The organism is Microvirga yunnanensis (genome assembly GCF_025460875.1).
In genome coordinates this window covers 1-21,287 of the sequence record NZ_JAMXFI010000141.1, presented here as the reverse complement: position 1 = coordinate 21,287, position 21,287 = coordinate 1, and the positions used below count along the sequence as shown (strand labels likewise).

Below are 21,287 nucleotides of genomic sequence, written 5' to 3'. Positions count from 1 at the left end.
GGGCTTGTCCCGGTGATCCCGATACGAGAGGCGCCGCGCTTCAGACAATCGGGATGGCCGGCACAAGGCCGGCCATGACGTGGGAGGGTGTTGTCACCGGCCCTGACCATCTTCTCCACGTCATCACCGGGCTTGTCCCGGTGATCTCGATCGTTGGGAACGCCGCGCTTCACCTTATCGGGATGGCCGGCGAGAGGTGGGTCATGACTGGCCGGCCATGACGTGCGGAGGGTATCATCGCCGGGCCTGCCCCGGTGACCTCGATCGGACCACCCCCGAGCGCATTCTGCGGACGAAAGCGGGTCGCTGGCGCGGCCCCCCGGGTCCGCACTCAACGATGCACCGGCCAAGAGCTGGAGCCTCGGGTCGATCCCAAACCTGGGTCGCCTTTTCACTGGCGTGGCCCTTCGGGTCGCTGACGCGGCCCTCTGGGTCACGTCCGATGTTCTAGCCCGCCGCCCACAGGCCGTAGAGCAGGCTTCCTCCCAGCACGAGCACGAAGGCGGCGGCCAGAAGCTCGAGGCCCGCGATGGCGATGGCGCCCGAGGCTCCGCGTCCGCCCGCGACCCTCAGGGCCATGGCCTTGAAGAAGACCGCGAGCGCCGCGATGGCGCCCGTGGTGAGCGCCGTGCCGAGCGCCATGGCGAAGGTCGCCGCGACACCGGCCGCGAAGAGGCCCTGGGACAGGGAAAAGACCAGCACGATGAGGGCGCCCGCACAGGGCCGGATGCCGGCCGCGACCGCCACGCCGGCCATGTCGCGCCAGCCGCTCAGGCGGCTGAGTTCCTGCGGCGGCGGCATGTGGACGTGGTCGCAACCCTCCTCGACGGCGGCATAGGGGTTGCGGGCAAGGGCCATCACGCCGAGAACCTTGCCGGCCTTGCGCCAGGTCATGAGAGCGCCGAGCAGGGCCACGGCCAGGAAGCTCGCCACCTCCACGTTCATGGCGAGCCTGTTCATGGTGGACGCGGTGGCGCGCAGCGCGAGGCTCACGACGGCCACGATCGCGATGGCGACCAGGGCCTGCACGAGGGCGGCCGCCAGGCTCAGGGCGAATCCCTTGCGCAGGGCCTTCTCGTCGGCCACGAGATAGGCCGAGATCACGCCCTTGCCGTGCCCGGGCCCGGCCGCGTGGAAGACCCCGTAGGCGAAGCCCACGAGCAGCAGGGAGAACAGGGCGGAGCCGTTCTCCTTCATGGCCCGCACGCCCGCCTGGAGGCTGCCGTAGAAGCCCGACTGCACGGACAGGATCCAGGCCCCGATGCTGCCCGACGGCGTGGCTTCGCGCAGGCCCATGCCGAACGGGTTGCGCGGCGGCGCCTTGCCGACGGGGCCGAGCCACAGGCCGATCAGCCCCATGGCCAGGGCGACGATCGCCACGGCCGCCAGCGCGAGGCCGAGGCGGCGCCGCAGGGGCGTCGGTCCCGCGCCCGGGACGGCAGGCACATCCGATGTCAGGGACATGCGATGATCGCCCGGTTGGAATACTCGACCCCGACATCCTGGGGCTGGAGCGCGCCTTCGCTTTGCAGGATCTGCTGCATGGAGGCCTCGAGCGGCTTGGCCTTGGCGATGCTCGTCACGCAGCCCTGCGGGGCATTGGCGAGCGCGATGGCCGCTTGGCCGTCCGACAGGCTGAAATAGACGAAGAAGGTCGGGTCCTCGATCTCGATGGAGACGGCGCCCGAGGGGGCCGCCGGCGCCTTGAGCGGCAGGAAGAACGACATGGCGACCTGGGTCTTCTCCATGCTCATCCGGGCCTCGCGCGGCGGATCGAAGCTCTGCGGCTTGCCGCGGGCCTTCAGGACCGTGAAATAATCGAACTCGTTCAGGGAGGCGGCGTTCTCGTTCGCCAAATCCTGAAGCTCCTCCGGGGAGAGCTTGCCGTCGCCATTGGTGTCGAGACCCTGGGTCACGTAAGCCGTATAGGCCTCGTCGAAGGTCCAGTGATGGCGCACGCCCGTCACCTTCCCGTCGGGCGCGAACACGATCTCGGCCCTGGCCGTGACCCAGACATGGGGATGGGCGAGGGCCGGCGAGGCGACGCTCAGGACAAGAGCCGCCAGGGCGGATTTCAGACCAAGACGAAGTGTCATGCAGGGACCCTGGAACAGCGACGCGTCCGGCAAAAACCCGGAGACCGGGAGCGGTATGCCGGTTTCGTGGTTAACAGAGGCGAAACGAAGGCGTGACCGGAGCATCGATTGACGGCCTCCGGAAGATATGTCAGCATTACTGACGTATCTCACCAGAATAGACCGGAAGACCGGCAGCGGAGCCATGGCTCCAGGAGGAAACGGATGATGACCGAAGGTCATGGCGCGCTCCGTCACGTCACGCTCGACGACAAATACGACCTGTCCAAGGATCACGTGTTCATCACCGGCACGCAGGCGGTCATCCGCATGCTGCTCATGCAGCGCGAGCGGGACCGGCTGGCGGGCCTCAGCACGGCGGGCTTCGTGTCCGGCTATCGCGGCTCGCCCATCGGCGGCCTCGACCAGAACCTCTGGCGTGCCCGCAAATGGCTCGAGGCGTCCAACATCGTGTTCCAGCCGGGCCTGAACGAGGAACTCGCCGCCACGGCGGTCTGGGGCTCGCAGCAGGCGGAGATCCGAGGCGACGGCAAATATGACGGCGTCTTCGGCCTGTGGTACGGCAAGGGGCCGGGCGTCGACCGCTCCGGCGACGTCTTCCGCCACGCCAACATGGCCGGCTCCTCCAAACATGGTGGCGTGCTGGCCCTGATGGGCGACGACCACACGGCGGAATCCTCCACCGTGGCCCATCAGTCCGAATTCCACTTCGTCGACGTGATGATCCCGATCCTGAACCCGGCGGGCGTTCAGGAGATCCTCGATTACGGCCTCTACGGCTATGCCATGAGCCGCTTCTGCGGCACCTGGGTGGCGTTCAAATGCGTGAAGGACAACATCGAGTCGACCGCCTCGGTCGATGCGTCGCTCGACCGGGTGAAGATCGTCATCCCGGATGACTTCGCCATGCCGCCGGGCGGCCTCAACATCCGCAACCGGGACGGCGTCCTCGACCAGGAGGCGCGGCTCCAGGACTTCAAGCGCGACGCCATGCTGGCCTTCGTGCGCGCCAACAACCTCAATCGCATCGTGCTGTCCGGCGGCCGGAATCCGAAGATCGGCATCATCACGGTCGGCAAGTCCTATCTCGACGTGCGCCAGGCCCTCGACGAGCTCGGCCTCGACGAGGTCAAGGCGAACGACATGGGGCTTCGCCTCTACAAGGTCGCGTGCCCGTGGCCCCTGTCCCAGGCCGAGCTCGCGGATTTCGCGCGCGGCCTCGACAAGGTCATCGTCGTCGAGGAGAAGCGCTCCCTCATCGAGGTGCAGCTGCGCGAGGAACTCTACGGCACCGCCAACCAGCCGCTCTGCATCGGCAAGAAGGACGAGGAGGGCCGCTGGCTCTTCCCCGTGAAGGGCGCGCTCGATCCCAACGACATCGCGGTCGTCATCGGCGAGCGGCTGCTGGCGTACCACAACAACGACGACCTGCGCGGCCGCGTGGCCCGCCTTCGTCACGCGCAGGACGTGCTGGCGACGACCGGCGACGTGGCGACCCGCGTGCCGCATTTCTGCTCGGGCTGCCCGCACAACTCGTCCACCAAGGTGCCCGAGGGCATGCGCGCCTATGCGGGCATCGGCTGCCACTACATGGTGCAGTGGATGGACCGCTCCACCGAGGGCTTCACCCAGATGGGCGGCGAAGGCGCGAACTGGATCGGCGAAGCGCCGTTCTCCAAGCGCGGCCACGTGTTCCAGAACCTCGGCGACGGCACCTACAATCATTCGGGCATCCTGGCCCTGCGCTGGGCGATCCACACCAGGACCCACGTCACCTACAAGATCCTCTTCAACGACGCGGTCGCCATGACCGGCGGGCAGCAGCACGAGGGCGGGCTTACCGTCGACATGATCGCCCGTCAGGTGCGCGAGGAGGGCGTGGAGCGCATCGCCCTCGTGACCGACGAGCCCCACAAGTACCCGAAGGAGATCCGCTGGCCGGCCGGCATGACGATCCACCACCGCAGCGAGCTCGACGCGGTGCAGCGCCAGCTCGCGGAGATCCCGGGCGTGACGGTGATGATCTACGATCAGACCTGCGCGTCCGAGAAGCGCCGCCGCCGCAAGCGCGGCGAGTTCCCGGATCCGGACAAGCGCGTGATCATCAACGATCTCGTGTGCGAGGCGTGCGGCGACTGCTCGGTGCAGTCGAACTGCGTCGCCGTCCAGCCGGTGGAGACCGAGTTCGGGCGCAAGCGCCAGATCGATCAGTCCAACTGCAACAAGGACTTCTCCTGCGTGCAGGGCTTCTGCCCGTCCTTCGTGACGGTCCACGGGGCCAAAATCAGGAAGGCCGTGCCCGAGGCCGCCGCGACGGACGGCATGACGTTCAAGCCGCTGCCCGATCCGGCCATTCCGGCCATCGACCGCACCTTCAACGTGATCGTGACGGGCGTGGGCGGCACCGGTGTCGTGACCATCGGGGCGATCCTCGGCATGGCCGCCCATCTCGAGGGCAAGGGGCTGGGCATGATCGACATGGCGGGCCTCGCCCAGAAGGGCGGCGCGGTCTACAGCCATGTGCGGCTCGCCAACCACCAGGACGACATCCACGCCATCCGGGTCAGCGCGGAGTCCGCGCATCTCGTGCTCGGCTGCGATCTCGTGGTGACCGGCACCAAGAAGGTGCTGGCCTCCGTGAAGCAGGGGCAGACCGGGCTCGTGGTGAACACGGCGGAGGTCATGCCGGGCGAGTTCACCCGCAATGCGGATTTCTCCCTGCCGACCGAGCGCCTGAAGCGGGCGATCAAGTCGGCGGCCGGGCAGGGGGGCGTGTCCTTCGTCGACGCGACGGCGATTGCCACCGCGCTCCTGGGCAATGCCATCGCGGCCAACATGTTCATGCTGGGCTATGCCTATCAGACCGGCCGCGTCCCGCTCTCGGGGGCTGCCATCGAGAAGGCGATCGAGCTCAACGGCGAGGCGGTGAAGATGAATCTGGCCGCCTTCACCTGGGGGCGCCGCGCGGCCGCCGAGCCGGAGCGGATCGCCGCCATGATGGGCGAGCTCAAGGCGCCGACCGAGTCGCGCAAGCTCTCCGAGACGCTCGACGAAGTCGTCGGGCGGCGGGTGGCGTTCCTTACGGACTATCAGAGCAGGCGCTACGCCCGCCGCTACAGCGCCCTCGTGGAGCGTGTGCGTGCGGCGGAGGAGGGGGCGGTGCCGGGTTCGACCGCCTTGGCCGACGCGGTGGCGCGCTCCCTGTTCAAGCTCATGGCCTACAAGGACGAGTACGAGGTCGCGCGTCTCTACACGAACGGGGATTTCGAGAAGCAGGTCGCCTCCGCGTTCGAGGGCGAGAACCTGCGCTACGAGTTCCACATGGCGCCGCCGATCCTCGCCAAGAAGGATCCGGTCACCGGCCTGCCGCGCAAGATGAGCTTCGGCCCGTGGATGCTCAAGGCCATGGGCGCTCTGGCCAAGTTCAGGGCCTTGCGCGGCACGCCGCTCGACGTCTTCGGCTACACCCACGAACGCCGCACCGAGCGCCGGCTCGTCCGCGAGTTCGAGGAGCGGATCGACGAGATCGTGGCGAAGCTCGATGCCGGCAATCATGCCGTGGCGATCGCGCTCGCGGGCATCCCGCAGAAGATCCGCGGCTTCGGCCACGTCAAGGAGCGGAATCTCGAAGCCGCGAAGGCCGAGGAGGCGGATCTCCTGGCCAAGTTCCGCGCCGGCCCGCAAACGCTGCCGATCGCCGCGGAGTGAACGTCCTCCGGTTCCGGCGGATCAGCCGGAGCCGCTCGTCATGGAACATCGGACCGGTGCCCGGCTTGACGTGCCGGGCCGGGCACCTTGCGGTCGCACGCGCGACGCGGCCGGCGCATGATGGAGGATGGGCATGGAGGCACCTGGAGCCGACCCGCGCCCGCGCGACCAGCGCCCGCGCGACCCGCGCCCGCGCTGGTCAGGATGTCTGCTGGGTTTCGCCCTCGGCGGGTTCTTCGACGGCATCCTGCTGCACCAGATCCTGCAGTGGCATCATCTTCTCAGCGCCATCGATCCGGACAACCTGCGCTTCCAGGTTGCCGCGGACGGGTACTTCCATGCGCTGATGTACCTGATCGCGGCCGTGGGCCTCTGGCTGCTCGCAACCTCGAAACGGGGATCCGGCCGCCTCCTGCTGGCCGGCCTGCTGATCGGCTTCGGCCTGTGGCACGGGGTCGACGTGGTCCTGTCCCATTGGACGCTCGGAATCCATCGCATCCGCATGGACAGCCCCCGGCCCCTGGTCTGGGATCTCGCATGGTTCGGGATCTTCGGTCTCGTGCCGATGATCGCCGGATGGACGATGGGGCGCAGGCCCGGTCGCAACGGTGACGGAGAACCGCGGTCGACCACGGCGGCACGCGCGACGGTAGCCCTTCTGGTGGCCGCCGCAGGCCTTCAGGCGCTGGACACTCGGGGCGGCGCGTTCACGACGGTGCTGTTCGCGCCCGGAACCGACCAGGCGCAGGTGATGAGGGCCGTGGCGTCCGTCGAGGGCGAGCTCGTCTGGACGGATCGGACCGGCGAGCTCGTGGTGATCCGCCTCGCCGGGGCATCGGGATGGCGGCTGTTTCGCGAAGGCGCCATCCTGGTGAGCGGGGCAGGCTTGCCGCCCGGCTGCTTCGGCAATCTGCGCACCTGACGTCGCTATTCGGACAAGGCCGCGAAGGAGGGAGCGGCCTGGACCCGCCCCTTCCTGCTGCCGCCGGCCTCGGGGGCTCAGCCCCGTGCCGCCTGCGCGGCCTCGACGAAGCTCTTCGCCACCTTCGGCACGTTCGCCTCGTTGAGGCCCGCTACGCACATGCGGCCCGACCCCACGAGATAGACGCCGTCGCGCTCGCGCATGGCGCGGACCTGCGCCTCGCTGAGGCCCGTGTAGCTGAACATGCCGCGCTGATTGAGCAGGAAGCCCACATCGACTTCGTTCGACAGGGCGCGGATCGCGTCGGCGAGGCGCTTGCGCATGGAATCCATGCGGGTGCGCATCGTCTCGACCTCGCCGGCCCATTGCGTGCGCAGATCATCGTTGCCGAGCACGGTCGCCACGAGAAGTCCGCCGGTCATCGGGGGGCTCGAATAGCTGCGGCGCACGGCGAGCTTCAGCTGCCCGAGCACCCGCTCGGCCTCGCCGGCATCCCGGCAGACGACGCTCAGGCCCCCGCAGCGCTCGCCGTAGAGCGAGAAGTTCTTCGAGAAGGAATTGGCCACGAGGCAGCTCGCGCGCTCCGCGTAGCGCCGCACGAAGGCGGCGTCCTCGTCGAGGCCGGTGCCGAAGCCCTGGTAGGCCATGTCGAACACCACGATGTGGCCCTTGGCGATCAGCACGTCGGTGACGGCCGCCTGCTGGCGCTCGTCGAGGTCGACGCCGGTCGGGTTGTGGCAGACGGGCTGCAGCACCACGATGGAGCCGCTCTCCGCCGCCTCGAGCGCCTTGACCATGCCGTCGAAGTCCACGGCCCGGCTGGCGCTGTTCCAATAGGGATAGGTGGCCGTCTCGAAGCCCGCGCGCTGGAACAGCCCGTGGTGGTTCTCCCAGGTCGGATCGCTGACGAGCACGGTGCGGCCCGGGGTGTGCTTGGCGAGGAAATCGGCCGCGATGCCGACCGCCCCCGTGCCGCCGAGGGTCTGGATCGTCGCGACGCGCTCGTCGGCGAGAGCCGGATGACCGGCGCCGAAGACGAGCGTCTGGACGCCCTCGCGATAGAGCGCATGCCCCTCCATGGGGAGATATGGCCGCTCGGCGAACCCGGCGCGCTCATGGGCGGCCCTGACCGCGCCCAGCACCGGAAGCCGGCCCGTCTCGTCCGTGTAGACGCCGATGCTCAGATTCACCTTCTCGGACCGGGGATCGGCCTTGAAGCTGTCGTTGAGCGAGAGAATCGGGTCGCCGGCGAAGGGCTCGACCTGTCCGAACAGGGATTCCGTCATGATGATCTCCAAGCCTGTCGCGGCGGGCAGCCCCGACCGCATCATTGCGCGTGAGGGAGACCTATCCCTTGGAGCGGTCTCTCGGCAAGCGCCTTCGTCGAGCCTCAAGGGTCGAGCCGCCAATCCACCGGCTCGAGCCCCTTCTGGACGAGCCAGGCATTCGCGCGGCTGAAGGGCTTCGTGCCTCTGAAGTCGTTGAGCCGGTTGAGCGGGGAGGGATGGCCCGCCTCGATCACGAGATGCTTCGTCCGGTCGACCAGCGCCGCCCGTTTGCGGGCCGGGCCGCCCCAGAGAAGGAAGACGACGGCGGGCTGCCGTGCCGAGATCGCCGCGATCGCCTGGTCGACCAGGGCGGACCAGCCGAACTTCATGTGCGCGCCCGATTGCCCGGCCTCGACCGTCAGCGCCGTGTTGATGAGCAGCACGCCCTGCCGGGCCCATTTCGACAGGTCGCCCGATGTCGGCATCGGCACGCCCAGGTCCTCGGCCATCTCGGCCAGAATGGTGCGCAGGGAGGCCGGCAGCCGCCGCGAGCCGCGATAGGAGAAGGCGAGGCCATGGGAATCGCCCGGCGCCGGATAGGGATCCTGGCCGAGCACGACCACCTTGACCCCCTCGAGAGGCGTCAGGGAGATGCTGGTGAACACGGCCTCGGGCGGGGGCAGCACCTGCGCGCCCGCGGCGATCACCGCATCGACCTTGGCGGCGACCGCCTCGGCGCTCCCATCCTGAAAGAAGGGCAGTTGCAGCCACCCGGCGGCCGTGGGCTTGGCGCGGAACTCGGCGAGGGCTCGGGTGATGGGTCCGGTCATGGATGGGCGCGTCTTTCCGGTAGGCGGGGCATGGTTGCTGCGCCGGCTAACCGAGACGGCGGCGTTCGCTGAAAAAGGCATCAGGCGTGCCGCGGAACCGGGCGCCGAGGGCGTCGACAGGATGTTACTTCTGTGACACGTTGCCGGTCTAGGTTCCAGGGTTATCACCCGCGGTTCCAACCTTCTACGAGGACCTTCATGATGTTTCAGAGCCGCCCTTCCGCTGCGTTCCGCGCCGGGTTTCTCGGATTGTCCATGCTTCTGTCGGGCACGGCCCTGGCGCAGGAGGCCGTGACCATCCGCTTCGTCCAGACCAACGACATCGACCGCATGAGCCCGGAGAAGGGCCGCGGCGGCTTCGCCAGGCTCGCCACCGTGATCAAGGAGGAGAAGGCCAAGGGCAATGCCTTCTTCATCCATGCAGGCGACACCATCTCCCCGTCGCTCCTGTCGGGCTTCGACAAGGGCGCCCACATCATCGACATCCTGAACCGGATGGGCGTCGACGCCATGGCGCCGGGCAACCACGAATTCGACCTGGGCGACGCCGCGTTCCGGGCCCGCATGGCGGAGGCCAAGTTCGACGTGCTCGCCACCAACATCGTCGACGGGAACGGCCTTCCGGCCAACACCAAGCCGGACAAGATGATCGACGTGCAGGGCGTGAAGGTCGGCTTCTTCGGCCTCACCACGGAGGACACGCCGATCGCCTCGAGCCCCGGCACCATCAAGTTCTCCTCCACCATCGACACGGCCCGCGCCAAGGCCAAGGAGCTGCGTGAAAAGGGGGCCGACATCGTCGTGGCGGTTGCCCACACGCCCCTCGAGGTGGACATGATCATCGCCCGCTCGGCCGGGGTCGACGTGATCATCGGCGGCCATGACGAGCACCTGCTCGCCTTCTACGACGGCAAGGTCACGCTGACCGAATCGGAGTCCCAGGGGAATTACGTCGTCGTGACGGAGCTCGCCGTGACGAAGGCCGCCAAGGACGGCAAGACCACCGTGTCCTGGACGCCGAACTTCCGCATCGTCGACAGCGCCACGGTGAAGCCCGATCCGGAGATCGAGGCCGTGGTGAAGGGCTACGAGGACAAGCTTTCCAAGGAACTCGACGTGGAGATCGGCGTGACGGAAACGCCCCTCGACAGCCGCCGCGCCACCGTGCGCGGAGGCGAGGCCGCCATGGGCAACCTCGTGGCCGACGCCCTGAAGGCCTCGGTCGGCGCCGATGTGGCCATCACCAATGGCGGCGGCCTGCGCGCCGACAAGCAGTACGAGGCCGGCCAGAAGCTGACCCGCCGCCACATCCTGGCCGAGATGCCCTTCGGCAACACCACGGTGCTGCTCGAGGTCACGGGCGCGCAGATCAAGGCCGCGCTCGAGAACGGCGTCAGCCAGGTGCGCGAGCTCGGCGGCCGCTTCCCGCAGGTCTCCGGCATCGTGGCGGAGGTCGACGTGAAGGAGCCGGTCGGCAGCCGGGTGAAATCGGTCAAGATCAACGGCGAGCCGCTCGATCCCGCCAAGACCTACAAGCTCGCCACCAACGACTTCATGGCTCGCGGCGGCGACGGCTACCGGGTGTTCACGGAAGCCAAGTCGCTGGTCGACGTCTCGGCGAGCCAGCTGATGGCCAGCCAGGTGATCGATTACGTGGCCAAGGCCGGGAAAGTGGCCCCGAAGGTCGAGGGCCGCGTCGTCCTGCGCTGATCGAATCCGGTCGGCGATCGCTGCTGCGCCGGGGCTGCTGCGAGCCCCGGCGCATTTTCGTTGAACATTGTAGCGGACGTGACGTTCGGGCGCATTTGTCGCCGGTCTGCAGCGCGATAGTTCGCCTGCCTCTGGTCAACCGGAAGGCGAGCCGTAAATTCCCTCTCCATCAAAGGCGTTTGCTGTGCCATTCTGGCCGCGCAACGGCGAATCTCCCACTCAAAAGCGATCTCCCCTTGCAGTACTACACGCGCCCCGAATCGATGAGCCTGTCCCAGAAGCGGCGCCGCCGCTCCCTTGCGCGCGGGCGGCTCACTCTGTTCATGGGCCTGTTCGGTGTCGCGTTCATTCTCCTGACCTTCGGCTACATCGCCTGGGAACAGCGCAACCGCCTGATCCAGCGCAACGAGGACGACCTTCGAAATGCGGCCTTCTTTCTGGCGGACCACACGGCCCGGCTCCTGGAGGTGACGGATCTGACGCTGAAGCAGACCACCGCCCTCATGCAGGGACAGAGCTGGGACCAGGTGGAACGCTCGACGGCCCTATGGCAGCAGATCCATGCGGTTCAGGAGGCGTTACCCTATATCGAGGACGTCTGGCTCAATGATCCGAGCGGACGACTGCGCCTGACATCGGCGCAGTTCCCGGCCCCGGAAACGAATCTGTCCGGCCGGGACGTCTTCAACGCTCAGGTTGCCGCCGACCAGGGATTGTTCATCGGAGAGCCGATCCTGGGCCGGGTCACCAAGACGCCGACCTTCATGATCAGCCGCCGTCTCCAGGACGGCGGCACGGAATTCGGCGGCACGGCGGCGGTCACCGTCTCCCTGTCCTACTTCTACGATTACTGGTCGAAGATCCGACTGCCGAAGGGCAGCCGGGTCGCCCTGTTGCGGGCCTCCGATGCCACGGTCATCGCGCAGCATCCGCCCCCGCCCGATGGCCTCTCCTTCGCGCCCATCGACAAGGCGGCGCTCGACGCGGCGCTCGCTTCGGCGGGCCGGGCCGGGCTCTATTCCTTCATCAGCATGAACCAGGAGCGTGTCGGGGCCTATCGCCAGGTGGGCGCGATGCCGCTCTACATCAATGTCAGCATGCCGGAAGATGCATACTGGACGCCCTGGTTCATCCAGACCCGGCTCTACGGGGCCTTCGCGCTGATCGCCCTTCTGGCGCTGCTCGCGCTCACCGTGCTGGCGTCCGAGCAGTTCCAGGAGCAGGCCGCCAATGCGGCGCTGCTCGAGCGGCAGGTGGCGCTGCGGACAAGCGAGTTGCGGACGGAAACCGCGGCGCTCGAGATCCTCAACCGGACGGGCAGCGTGCTTGCGGCCGAACTCGATATCGACCGCATCATCGAGAGCGTCGTCGATGCCGGGATCGAGCTGACCGACGCACAGTTCGGCGCCTTCTTCTGCGGTGCCTCCCAGGAGGGGAGGGAGCATTACGGCAAGTTCGAGCCCGCAGGGCTTCGCGACGCCTTCGCCCTCCTGAACATCCGGGAGATCTGCGCCGCGGCGTTCCAGGAGGGCAAGACGGTTCGCCTCGACAATATCGCCGTGGAGCAGGGGCACGACGGCACGCCCTTCACGATGGATGCGACGGCGGACGCGCCGGTCATCCGCAGCATCCTGGCCGTACCGGTGGTTCTGCGGACGGGGGACGTCCACGGCATTCTCGTCTTCGGGCACGAGAGGGCGGGCGTGTTCAACCGCCGCGCGGAGCGCCTTCTGGCGGGCCTGACCGCCCAGGCGGCCATCGCGCTCGAGAACAGCCGCCTCTACCGCAATGCGCAGGGCGAGATCGAGGAGCGCAAGCAGGCCCAGACCCAGCAATCCCTTCTGATCCGCGAACTCCATCACCGGGTGAAGAACACCCTGGCCACGGTCCAGGCCGTGGTGGGAGCGACCGCGCGCTCCGCCTTGAGCATCGACGATTTCTATCAGGCCTTCGTCGGGCGCATCATCTCGCTCGCCAACACCCATTCGCTGCTGACCGAGGCCGTGTGGCAGACCGCGTCCCTGCGCGAGATCCTGGAGAAGGAGCTTCGGCCCTACAACGATGCCCAGGGCGAAAGGATCACCCTCGACGGCCCGGCCGTGGACCTGCCCTCCGAGGCGGCCGTGCCCATCGGCATGGCGATCCACGAACTGACGACCAACGCGGCGAAATACGGGGCACTCTCGGCGCCCGGCGGCCGCGTGGCCATCTCCTGGGAGGCCGAGCCGGCGGAGGACGGGACCCGGCTCAGGCTCACCTGGGAGGAGCGGGGAGGCCCGGCCGTCTCGGCCCCCACCCGGCAGGGATTCGGCTCGCGCCTGCTGCACCGGGTGCTGGCCACGCAGCTCAACGCCAAGGTGGAAACCGATTTCAATCCGACGGGATTGCGTGTTGCCATCGACGCCGTGCTCAAGCAGGCGCGATTCCCGGAAATGGGCGTCTGACCCGGCTGGCGTGCAAAGCCTGTTTGCAGCCGGCCGCGACGATGCGGTCAGGCGTCCTGTTGGCGGAACAGCCTGAAACTTCTATCTAAGCGGCAGAAAGAGCAGGATCCGTATCTCTGATCCTGCGGCCAAGGGGCTATCGATGAACGAGAGTGTGAGTCTGACCGACCTTCGCCAGGGCGTGCGCCCGGTGGACCACCCGGCCGTACGAACCGGGCGGATCGGCGTGCTTCTGATGAATCTGGGCACGCCCGAGGGCACCAGCTACTGGCCCATGCGCGCCTATCTGAAGGAGTTCCTCTCCGATCGGCGCGTGATCGAGACACCCCGCCTCCTGTGGTGGCCGATCCTCAACCTGATCATCCTCACCAAGCGCCCCGGCCCCAAGGGCCGCGACTACGCCACGATCTGGAACAACGAGCGCGACGAGGGTCCGCTCAAGACCATCACCCGCAACCAGGCGGCGAAGGTCACCGAGCACCTGAAACGCATCGCAGGCGACAGGATCACGGTCGATTGGGCCATGCGCTACGGCAAGCCCGAGGTGCGCGAGCGCATCCAGGCGCTCCTCGATCAGGGCTGCGACCGCATCCTTCTCGTGCCGCTCTACCCGCAATACGCGGCCGCCACCTCGGCGACGGCCTGCGATCAGGCTTTCCGGGCGCTGATGGACATGCGCTGGCAGCCGACCGTGCGTGTCTCGCCGCCCTACCACGACGACGCCGTCTATATCGACTCGGTCGTCGCTTCGATGAAGAAGGAGCTGGCGAAGCTCACCTTCGAGCCGGAGGTGATCCTCGTATCGTTCCATGGCGTGCCCAAGGAATACCTGCTGAAGGGCGATCCCTACCATTGCCAGTGCGTGAAGACCTGGCGCCTCATGCGGGAGGCCTTCGGCTGGTCACCGGACCGGTTCCGCATGAGCTTCCAGTCCCGCTTCGGCACGGCGGAATGGCTCCAGCCCTATACGGACAAGACCGTCGAGGCGCTCGCCAAGAGCGGCGTGAAGCGCATGGCCATCGTGGCCCCGGGCTTCTCGGCCGATTGCCTGGAGACCCTGGAGGAGCTCAACGGGGAGAACCGCGAGATCTTCATGCACAACGGCGGCGAGGAATTCGCCTATCTGCCCTGCCTCAACGACAGCGACGACGGCATGCGGGTCATCAACCACATCGTCGAGCGCGAGCTTCAGGGGTGGATCTGATCGGCTGAAAAGCCTTTGCGCAGGAAAAGCCCTTGCGCGGATCGACGGGAGGTTCGCCCCGCCGTCATCACCGGGCCTTTTGCCGGTGATCCCGCTTCCGAGAGGCGCCGCGCCTTTCCGGATCGGGATCGCCGGGACGGCCCGGCCATAACCCAGGGGCGGCGGCGATCCAGGGAGGGTCGAAGGTGTCGGCAGCCTTCTCGCACGGCAGCGGTCTAGGACTCCAGGCCTGTTTGCGCTAGCGTGACTCCTCTGCAACGGGGTTGCCCGGGGGGCTCATGCCGCTGAGTGGTTTCGACATCTTCGTCATCGTTCTGGTGCTCGTCGTCGTGGTGACGATCGCCATGGGCATCCGGACGGTTCCCCAGGGTTATGCCTATACGGTCGAGCGGTTCGGGCGCTACTCGCGCACGCTCACCCCGGGCCTCGGCCTGATCGTGCCCTATATCGATCAGATCGGGAAAAAGGTGAACGTCATGGAGCAGGTGCTCGACGTTCCGAGCCAGGAGGCCTTCACCCGGGACAATGCCGGCGTGACCATCGATGCGGCGGCCTTCTACCAGGTGCTCGATGCCGCGAAGGCCTCCTATGAGGTGGCGGATCTGAACCAGGCGCTCCTGGTCCTGACCATGACCAACATCCGCACGGTCGTGGGCTCCATGGATCTCGACCAGCTTCTCTCCCACCGCGACGAGATCAACGAGCGGCTCCTGCGGGTCGTGGATGCCGCAGCTTCCCCCTGGGGCGCCAAGGTCACCCGGGTCGAGATCAAGGACATCCTCCCGCCCCAGGATCTCGCCGGCGCCATGGCCCGGCAGATGAAGGCCGAGCGCGAGAAGCGCGCCGCCGTTCTGGAGGCGGAGGGTCTGCGCCAGGCGGAAATCCTGCGGGCCGAAGGTCAGAAGCAGTCGCAGATCCTGGCGGCCGAAGGCCGGAAGGAAGCGGCGTTCCGGGACGCGGAGGCCCGCGAGCGCCAGGCGGAGGCCGAGGCCAAGGCCACCGGAATGGTCAGCGAGGCCATCGCCCGGGGCGATCTCGCCGCCGCGAACTTCATCGTGGCGGAAAAATACATCGACGCGATCCGGGCGCTGGCCTCGGCGCCGAACCAGAAGGTGGTGATCGTGCCCATCGAGGCGGCGGGCCTCGCCGGAACCCTCGGGGGCATCGCCGAACTCACCAGATCCGTCTTCGGCGAGGGCGGGGCTGGGGTCAAGCCTGTCCGCAGCGTCCCGACGGTCACGGGCGGAGCCGAGCGCCCATGATCGCCGACGCGTTCACCGGCCTCGGGGCCTGGGCGTGGATCATCCTCGGCGTCGTCCTGATCGGGGTCGAGCTTCTCGCGCCGGGCTCGTTCTTCCTCTGGCTCGGCCTGGCGGCGATCGCCACGGGACTGCTGGATGCGGTGCTCGGCCTGTCCTGGCAGGCCGCAGCGCTCCTCTTCGCCCTCCTGTCCGTGGGAGCGGTGATCCTGGGGCGGTACGCCACCCGTTCGAAGACGCAGCCGGACGCCGGGGCCACGCCGCTCAATCAGCGCGGCCAATCCCTCGTCGGGCGGGTCTTCATCCTCGAGACGCCGATCAAGGACGGCGAGGGTCGGATCCGGGTGGACGACAGCTCCTGGCGGGTGACCGGCGCCGACCGGTTCGCCGGCGCCAAGGTGCGCGTCGTCCGGGTCGAGGGCGCGACGCTGGTGGTCGACGATCCCTGATCAGGCTGCGCCTGCCCGCAGCAGGTCGAGGTAGTGCACGAGGCCCACGGGGCGGTTGTTCTCGACCACGATCAGGGCGGTGATCCGGGACGCCTCCTCCATCTCGAGAGCCGTGGCCACGAGGGCATCGGGGGCGATCGTGCGCGGCGTCCTGGTCATGATCGCCGTCACCGGCAGGGTCATGAGGTCCGGTTTCAGGTTGCGGCGCAGGTCGCCGTCGGTGACGATGCCCGCGAGAGTGCCGTCGTCGTTCACCACGATCACGGCCCCGAAGCCCTTGCGGCCGATCTCGCCGATCGCCTCGTCCATGCGCCCCCCGACGCCGACGACCGGCAGGCGCTCGTCCTTGTGCATGATGTCGCGCACCAGCTTGAGCCGGGCGCCGAGCTTGCCGCCGGGGTGGAACACCTTGAAATGCTCCGCCGTGAAGCCGCGCTTCTCCAGGAGGGCGACCGCCAGCGCATCGCCGAGCGCGAGCTGAATGGTGGTCGAGGTGGTGGGCGCCAGCCCGTTGGGACAGGCTTCCTTGGCCTTGGGCAGGGTCAGGCAGATGTCGGCGGCGCGCCCGAGGGTCGATTCAGCATTCGACGTGAGGGCGATCAGCGGGACCCGGAAGCGCCGGGAATAGCCGATGATGTCGGCAAGCTCCGCGGTCTCTCCCGACCAGGACAGGGCGATGATCACGTCGTCCGTCTGGATCATGCCCAGATCGCCGTGGCTCGCCTCGGCGGGATGCACGGAATGGGCCGGCGTCCCGGTGGACGCGAAGGTGGCGGTGATCTTGCGGCCCACATGGCCGGACTTGCCCATGCCGGTCACGATGACCCGGCCCTTGGCGGCGGACAACGTCTCGACCGCGGCCGTGAAGAGGGGGCCGAGGCCGTTGCAGATGGCCTCCATCAGGATCGTCAGGCCGTCCCGCTCGGTTTCGAGCGTGCGCAGGGCCGAGGCGACGGCGGGATCGGGGGAATGGGGGGCTGGTTTTGCAAGTGCCATGCCCGCCCTCTAGCACAGAGGGGCAGGCATGAGGAACCCTCGGCGGTCCTTGGCCTATGTCGGTGGACTTGGCCTATTTCTGCCGCAGCAGCGCCTCGAGCTCCCGCCGGAACTCGGCGGACAGCTCCTCGCGCTCCAGCGCATAGGCCACGTTGGCCATGAGGAAGCCGATCTTGGAGCCGGTGTCGTAGGTCTTGCCCTGGTACTTCATGCCGAAGAACGGCTGATCCTTCATCAGGCGGATCATGGAATCGGTGAGCTGGATCTCGTTGCCGGCGCCGCGCTCCTGGGTGGAGAGCAGGTCGAAGATCCCGGGCTGCAGGATGTAGCGGCCGGAGATGATGTAGTTGGACGGGGCGGTGCCCTTCGGGGGCTTCTCCACCATGCCGGTGATCTCGAAGGTCTGGCCGAATTCCTGGCCGACCGACACGATGCCGTACTGGTGCGTCTGATCCTCCGGCACCTCCTCGACGGCGATGATGTTGCCGCCGTGCCGGTCGTAGGCGGCGATCATCTGTTCCATGGAGCCACGGCTGAGCATGTCGGGCAGGATCACCGCGAAGGGCTCGTCGCCCACGAGCTCGCGGGCGCACCAGACCGCGTGGCCGAGGCCGAGCGGCTCCTGCTGGCGGGTGAAGCTCGTCTGTCCGGCCTGGGGCTGGTCCTTGGCCAGAATCTCGAGCTCCTTCGTCTTGTTGCGGCTCTCCAGCGTCCGGTTCAGCTCGTAGGCGATGTCGAAATGGTCCTCGATCACCGCCTTGTTGCGGCCGGTGACGAAGATGAAGTGCTCGATTCCGGCGGCGCGCGCCTCATCCACCACATGCTGCACCACGGGGCGGTCGACGACGCAGAGCATCTCCTTGGGGACGGCCTTGGTGGCAGGCAGGAACCGGGTGCCGAGACCGGCGACGGGAAGGACTGCTTTGCGGATACGCTTCATTGATCGGGCCATATTGAGCATCACGAGGGAGGGGTAATTTAAGTCAGGACGGGGAAAAGGGAACCTGTAATTGTCAAGCTTCGGCACCTTCCAACGCCGGAGTTTTACCGAGGTTTCGTTGTCGCGTGCGCCTCATTGCAGCTAAGGACCTGAACGAACGCTGAGTTCCCGTGGTTGAGCTGCCAACAGAGGCGGTTTTGAGGAGAGCGCCCGGCCCTAGCGCATCGGACGGACCCAGAGGGCCGCGTCAGCGAAAAGTGGACTCGGTTTTCACTGGCGTGGCCCTTCGGGTCGCTTGCGCGGCCCGCTGGGTCCGCCTCATCCGGTGCGCCGGTCAAGAGAGGGAGCCTCGGATGAACCCCAAAAGGGGTGTCCACTTTTCACGTCCGAGGCTCTAACGTCCCGTTGCCGGCCCCTGGGCACATATGGACGCACTCTCGAACGGGAGAGCTATCAACCGCCTGTTAACCTGCTTAGTGTCGCATTGGCAGGGCAGATCTGTCCTGTTTCCGTGAGCGACGTCCATGCGCCAGCCGCTGTCCCTGGTGCGCCGAATGTCCGGCGCACTCCTCCTCGGCCTGAGCCTCACCGCAGGTGCGGCCGGCATTCCTCTGCCCGTGCAGGCGCAGGAAGCCTCCCAGGCCGAGTTCCAGCGCTTCGTGCAGGGTATTTGGCCGGCGGCCAAGGCGCGGGGCGTGTCGCGAGCGACCTTCGAGGAGGCGTTCCGGGGCGTCGAGCCCGATGGCAAGATCATCGCGCTCACGAAGAAGCAGTCGGAATTCGTCCGGCCGATCTGGGACTACATCAACGGCGCCATCTCGGCCCAGCGCCTGAAGCGCGGTCAGGACATGGCGGCCGAGTGGTCCAAGACCCTGGCGGCGGTCGAGCGTACCTACGGGGTCCCGCGGTCGGTCGTGCTCGGCGTCTGGGGCATGGAGACCAATTTCGGCAGCTTCACGGGATCGATCTATGCGGTCCGGGCGCTGGCGACCCTGGCCTATACCGGCTACCGGGGCGACTTCTTCCGGGAGGAACTGCTGACCGCCCTTCAGATCCTCGAGGGCGAGCACATCGACCGCTCCAAGATGCTGGGATCCTGGGCCGGCGCCATGGGTCAGACCCAGTTCATGCCCTCGAGCTTCATGAAGTTCGCCGTCGACGGCAACCGGGACGGCATCCGGGATATCTGGTCCTCGGTGCCCGACGCCATGGCGTCCACCGCCAACTACCTGCGGCAGCACGGCTGGGACCCGGGGCTGCCCTGGGGCTTCGAGGTGGCGCTCCCGCGCGGCTTCGACTACCGGCATCTGCGGCAGGACTTCGCCCGTTGGCAGGCCGCGGGCGTCCGGCGCGCCGACGGAAAGGCGATGCCCCGCTCGGGCGAGGCCACGCTGTTCCTGCCGGGCGGCGCCGGCGGCCCCGCCTTCCTGGTCACCCGCAACTACGACGTCATCAAAGCCTACAACTCGTCCGACGCCTATGCCATGGGAGTCGCCCACCTCGGCGACCGCGTCCTGGGCGGGCTGCCGATCCAGGGGGCTTGGCCCAAGGATCAGCCCATGCTCGACAAGGATCAGCGCCAGGAATTGCAGGAGCGGCTGGCCGGCCTCGGGTTCTATGAAGGCACCACGGACGGCAAGCTCGGCTCCAGGACCCGGGAAGCCGTTCGGAACTTCCAGCTGCGCCGTGGCTTGATCCCGGATGGCTATGCCGATTATGCGGTCCTGCGCGAATTGCGCGCGACCCGCTGACGGAGTTCCTAATAGGCTCTATACTCAAGGCTGGTCCGGAATGAAGTGGAACCGCCTATGACCCTGGTGCCGATCCTTCGCTGCGCGACCCTCGCCCTGTTTCTCGCCGGGAGCGGGGGCGCCATGGCCCAATCCGGGTATTACCAGCAGCCCGGCCAGCGCGATCTGCGGGCCTATCCGCCGGGCTATTATCCGGGAAAGCTCGTGCAGCCCGCGCAGCCTCAGCCGCAGCAGGGCTTCAGCCTGCGTCGCTTCTTCGGCGTCCCCGACGAACCCCCGCCGGCCGCCCGCGCGCCCGTCGCACGCCCCCGCAGATCCGCCCCGCCACCCGCCGCGGTGGCGAAACAGGAAAAGCCGAAGGTCGATCCGAGCACCCAGGTGGTGGTGTTCGGAGATGCCCTGGCCGGCTATGCCCGCCAGGGGCTCGATGCGCATTTCTCCGAGAACCAGGATGTGGCGGTCGTGCCGAAGACCCGGGACGTCAGCCTCGTGCGGACCGATCCGTCCGACTGGCCCAATTTCATCAAGGCGACCCTTGACGGCGGGCAGAAGGCCACGGTGGCGGTCGTCATGCTCGGCGCGAGCGACCGGCAGGCGATCCGCGAGGGCGAGGACAATGTCGAGCCCCTGTCCGACCGCTGGAAGGACCTCTACCGCCAGCGCGTCGATGCCATCGTGAACACGTTCAGGGAGCGCAGGATCCCCTTCGTCTGGATCGGCCTGCCGCCGATGAAGAACAGCAAGGCGACGGAGGATCTGGTCGCCATCAACGAGATCTACAAGGACAGCGTCCAGCGCGGCGGTGGCGCCTATGTGGACATCTGGCCGGGCTTCGTCGACGACGAGAACCGCTACACGGCCGAGGGGCCCGATGTCGACGGCGAGCCCGCCAAGCTGCGGACCAACGAGGGCGTGTTCTTCACCCGTGCCGGCGCGCGCAAGGTCGCTTTCTTCGCCGATACCGAGATCAAGCGGATTCTCGGTCAGGGCGGAACGGCGACGGCTGCCGCGCCCAAACCCGCCGACACCGCCCCGGCGGATGGGTCCCCAGCGCCCTCCATCGAAGCGGCGATCCCGGCGCCGCCGGATGCCGCCGTGCCGGTCACGCTGCCCTCGAAGCCGCTGGTCGGACCGGTCCTGCCCCTGACCCGCCAGGACGTGGCTCCCGGAGGAACGCTGGTTTCGGCCCCGCCGAAGCTGACCGGGGACAGCGCCTACACGGTGCAGCGCGCGCTGCGGGTGGGGATCGCCCCCGGCTCACGTCCCGGCCGCGCGGATGATTTCCGCTGGCCCAATCCTTAGAGCATTTTTCGGTGAGGTGGATCCGGTTTTTCGCGCTCAACGATGCTCTCATCCAAAGAGAACGCATCGGATCTGATCCCGAAAGTGGTCTCCACTTTTCACGTCCGAGGCTCTAGCACATTGTTCGGGGCGGACCCGGAGAGCCGCGTCAGCGGCCTGCTTTCGTGCGCACGATGCGCCCGGCTCTCTTCCGATCGAGATCACCGGGACAAGCCCGGTGATGACGTGGAGAGGTGAAACGGGCCGGTGCGAACACCCTCCCCACGTCATGGCACCCTCCGCCCTTCCTGCCACCCTCCGCACGTCATGGCCGGCCTTGTGCCGGCCATCCCGATAAGGTGAAGCGGGGCGCCTCTCCGAAGCGGGATCACCGGGACAAGCCCGGTGATGACGTGGTGTGTATGTGGT

At 67.6% G+C, this 21,287-nt stretch carries 16 protein-coding genes; 10 read left to right on the top strand and 6 right to left on the bottom strand.

Annotated elements, in window-relative coordinates:
* Positions 1–221, top strand: a 221-nt coding sequence (locus NF876_RS37675; protein ID WP_262273054.1) for a hypothetical protein, incomplete at its 5' end; no start/stop codon positions are given.
* 226 nt (positions 222–447) lie between these two features.
* Here NF876_RS37675 and NF876_RS37670 read toward each other — a convergent pair.
* On the bottom strand, positions 448–1,464 hold the full coding sequence (locus tag NF876_RS37670; protein ID WP_262273053.1) for a nickel/cobalt transporter: 1,017 nt from the start codon (positions 1,462–1,464) through the stop codon (positions 448–450).
* Positions 1,455–2,096: a DUF1007 family protein gene (locus NF876_RS37665; RefSeq protein WP_262273052.1), complete on the bottom strand. Its 642-nt coding sequence runs from the start codon at positions 2,094–2,096 to the stop codon at positions 1,455–1,457. The genes NF876_RS37670 and NF876_RS37665 overlap by 10 nt, the downstream gene beginning before the upstream one ends.
* Positions 2,097–2,303: 207 nt before the next feature.
* Here NF876_RS37665 and NF876_RS37660 point away from each other — a divergent pair, with 207 nt between their 5' ends.
* Together NF876_RS37660 and NF876_RS37655 are read left to right on the top strand one after the other, a co-directional pair.
* On the top strand, positions 2,304–5,804 hold the full coding sequence (locus NF876_RS37660; protein WP_262273051.1) for an indolepyruvate ferredoxin oxidoreductase family protein: 3,501 nt from the start codon (positions 2,304–2,306) through the stop codon (positions 5,802–5,804).
* 133 nt (positions 5,805–5,937) lie between these two features.
* On the top strand, positions 5,938–6,726 hold the full coding sequence (locus NF876_RS37655; RefSeq protein ID WP_262273050.1) for a DUF2243 domain-containing protein: 789 nt from the start codon (positions 5,938–5,940) through the stop codon (positions 6,724–6,726).
* A gap of 77 nt (positions 6,727–6,803) precedes the next feature.
* Here the strand turns inward: NF876_RS37655 and NF876_RS37650 are convergent, their stop codons facing one another.
* Together NF876_RS37650 and ung are read right to left on the bottom strand one after the other, a co-directional pair.
* A complete protein-coding gene (locus NF876_RS37650; RefSeq protein ID WP_262273049.1) occupies positions 6,804–8,012 on the bottom strand; it encodes an amino acid aminotransferase in 1,209 nt (402 codons plus the stop codon).
* 104 nt (positions 8,013–8,116) lie between these two features.
* On the bottom strand, positions 8,117–8,824 hold the full coding sequence (gene ung / locus NF876_RS37645; protein ID WP_262273048.1) for a uracil-DNA glycosylase: 708 nt from the start codon (positions 8,822–8,824) through the stop codon (positions 8,117–8,119).
* A gap of 198 nt (positions 8,825–9,022) precedes the next feature.
* Here ung and NF876_RS37640 point away from each other — a divergent pair, with 198 nt between their 5' ends.
* The 5 genes from NF876_RS37640 (at position 9,023) to NF876_RS37620 (ending at position 15,890) form a co-directional block, all read left to right on the top strand.
* Entirely contained in the window at positions 9,023–10,534 is a 1,512-nt protein-coding gene (locus NF876_RS37640; RefSeq protein ID WP_262273047.1) for a bifunctional metallophosphatase/5'-nucleotidase, read from the top strand.
* A gap of 236 nt (positions 10,535–10,770) precedes the next feature.
* The gene (locus NF876_RS37635) at positions 10,771–12,978 is read left to right on the top strand and encodes an HWE histidine kinase domain-containing protein (protein ID WP_262273046.1); all 2,208 of its coding nucleotides are present in this window, start codon (positions 10,771–10,773) and stop codon (positions 12,976–12,978) included.
* 142 nt (positions 12,979–13,120) lie between these two features.
* The gene (gene hemH / locus NF876_RS37630; RefSeq protein WP_262273045.1) at positions 13,121–14,182 is read left to right on the top strand and encodes a ferrochelatase; all 1,062 of its coding nucleotides are present in this window, start codon (positions 13,121–13,123) and stop codon (positions 14,180–14,182) included.
* A 278-nt stretch (positions 14,183–14,460) separates the two neighbouring features.
* Positions 14,461–15,444 (top strand): SPFH domain-containing protein, encoded by a 984-nt coding sequence (locus NF876_RS37625; protein ID WP_262273044.1) that lies wholly within the window; start codon positions 14,461–14,463, stop codon positions 15,442–15,444.
* Positions 15,441–15,890, top strand: a complete 450-nt coding sequence (locus NF876_RS37620) for an NfeD family protein (protein ID WP_262273043.1) — start codon at positions 15,441–15,443, stop codon at positions 15,888–15,890. Before NF876_RS37625 ends, NF876_RS37620 begins: the two co-directional genes overlap by 4 nt.
* Here NF876_RS37620 and NF876_RS37615 read toward each other — a convergent pair whose 3' ends face one another.
* Positions 15,891–16,886, bottom strand: coding sequence for a KpsF/GutQ family sugar-phosphate isomerase (locus NF876_RS37615; RefSeq protein ID WP_262273042.1), 996 nt, complete (start codon positions 16,884–16,886; stop codon positions 15,891–15,893).
* A 73-nt stretch (positions 16,887–16,959) separates the two neighbouring features.
* A complete protein-coding gene (locus NF876_RS37610; protein WP_262273055.1) occupies positions 16,960–17,826 on the bottom strand; it encodes a UTP--glucose-1-phosphate uridylyltransferase in 867 nt (288 codons plus the stop codon).
* Between the two features lie 524 nt (positions 17,827–18,350).
* On the opposite strand from NF876_RS37610, the gene NF876_RS37605 reads away from it, so the two are divergent.
* Positions 18,351–19,577 carry a lytic murein transglycosylase gene (locus NF876_RS37605; RefSeq protein WP_262273041.1) on the top strand — a complete coding sequence of 409 codons (1,227 nt, stop codon included), beginning with the start codon at positions 18,351–18,353 and terminating at the stop codon, positions 19,575–19,577.
* Positions 19,578–19,634: 57 nt separating this feature from the next.
* Positions 19,635–20,879 (top strand): SGNH/GDSL hydrolase family protein, encoded by a 1,245-nt coding sequence (locus NF876_RS37600; RefSeq protein WP_262273040.1) that lies wholly within the window; start codon positions 19,635–19,637, stop codon positions 20,877–20,879.
* Positions 20,880–21,287 lie beyond the last annotated feature (408 nt).

Bases quoted from the DNA above. Each gene is read 5' to 3' on its own strand.
- NF876_RS37615 (WP_262273042.1), bottom strand. From the start codon at position 16,886: ATGGCACTTGCAAAACCAGCCCCCCATTCCCCCGATCCCGCCGTCGCC.
- NF876_RS37650 (WP_262273049.1), bottom strand. From the start codon at position 8,012: ATGACGGAATCCCTGTTCGGACAGGTCGAGCCCTTCGCCGGCGACCCG.
- NF876_RS37640 (WP_262273047.1), top strand. From the start codon at position 9,023: ATGATGTTTCAGAGCCGCCCTTCCGCTGCGTTCCGCGCCGGGTTTCTC.
- NF876_RS37605 (WP_262273041.1), top strand. From the start codon at position 18,351: ATGCGCCAGCCGCTGTCCCTGGTGCGCCGAATGTCCGGCGCACTCCTC.
- hemH (WP_262273045.1), top strand. From the start codon at position 13,121: ATGAACGAGAGTGTGAGTCTGACCGACCTTCGCCAGGGCGTGCGCCCG.
- NF876_RS37660 (WP_262273051.1), top strand. From the start codon at position 2,304: ATGACCGAAGGTCATGGCGCGCTCCGTCACGTCACGCTCGACGACAAA.
- NF876_RS37625 (WP_262273044.1), top strand. From the start codon at position 14,461: ATGCCGCTGAGTGGTTTCGACATCTTCGTCATCGTTCTGGTGCTCGTC.
- NF876_RS37670 (WP_262273053.1), bottom strand. From the start codon at position 1,464: ATGTCCCTGACATCGGATGTGCCTGCCGTCCCGGGCGCGGGACCGACG.
- NF876_RS37655 (WP_262273050.1), top strand. From the start codon at position 5,938: ATGGAGGCACCTGGAGCCGACCCGCGCCCGCGCGACCAGCGCCCGCGC.
- NF876_RS37620 (WP_262273043.1), top strand. From the start codon at position 15,441: ATGATCGCCGACGCGTTCACCGGCCTCGGGGCCTGGGCGTGGATCATC.
- ung (WP_262273048.1), bottom strand. From the start codon at position 8,824: ATGACCGGACCCATCACCCGAGCCCTCGCCGAGTTCCGCGCCAAGCCC.
- NF876_RS37665 (WP_262273052.1), bottom strand. From the start codon at position 2,096: ATGACACTTCGTCTTGGTCTGAAATCCGCCCTGGCGGCTCTTGTCCTG.
- NF876_RS37610 (WP_262273055.1), bottom strand. From the start codon at position 17,826: ATGAAGCGTATCCGCAAAGCAGTCCTTCCCGTCGCCGGTCTCGGCACC.
- NF876_RS37600 (WP_262273040.1), top strand. From the start codon at position 19,635: ATGACCCTGGTGCCGATCCTTCGCTGCGCGACCCTCGCCCTGTTTCTC.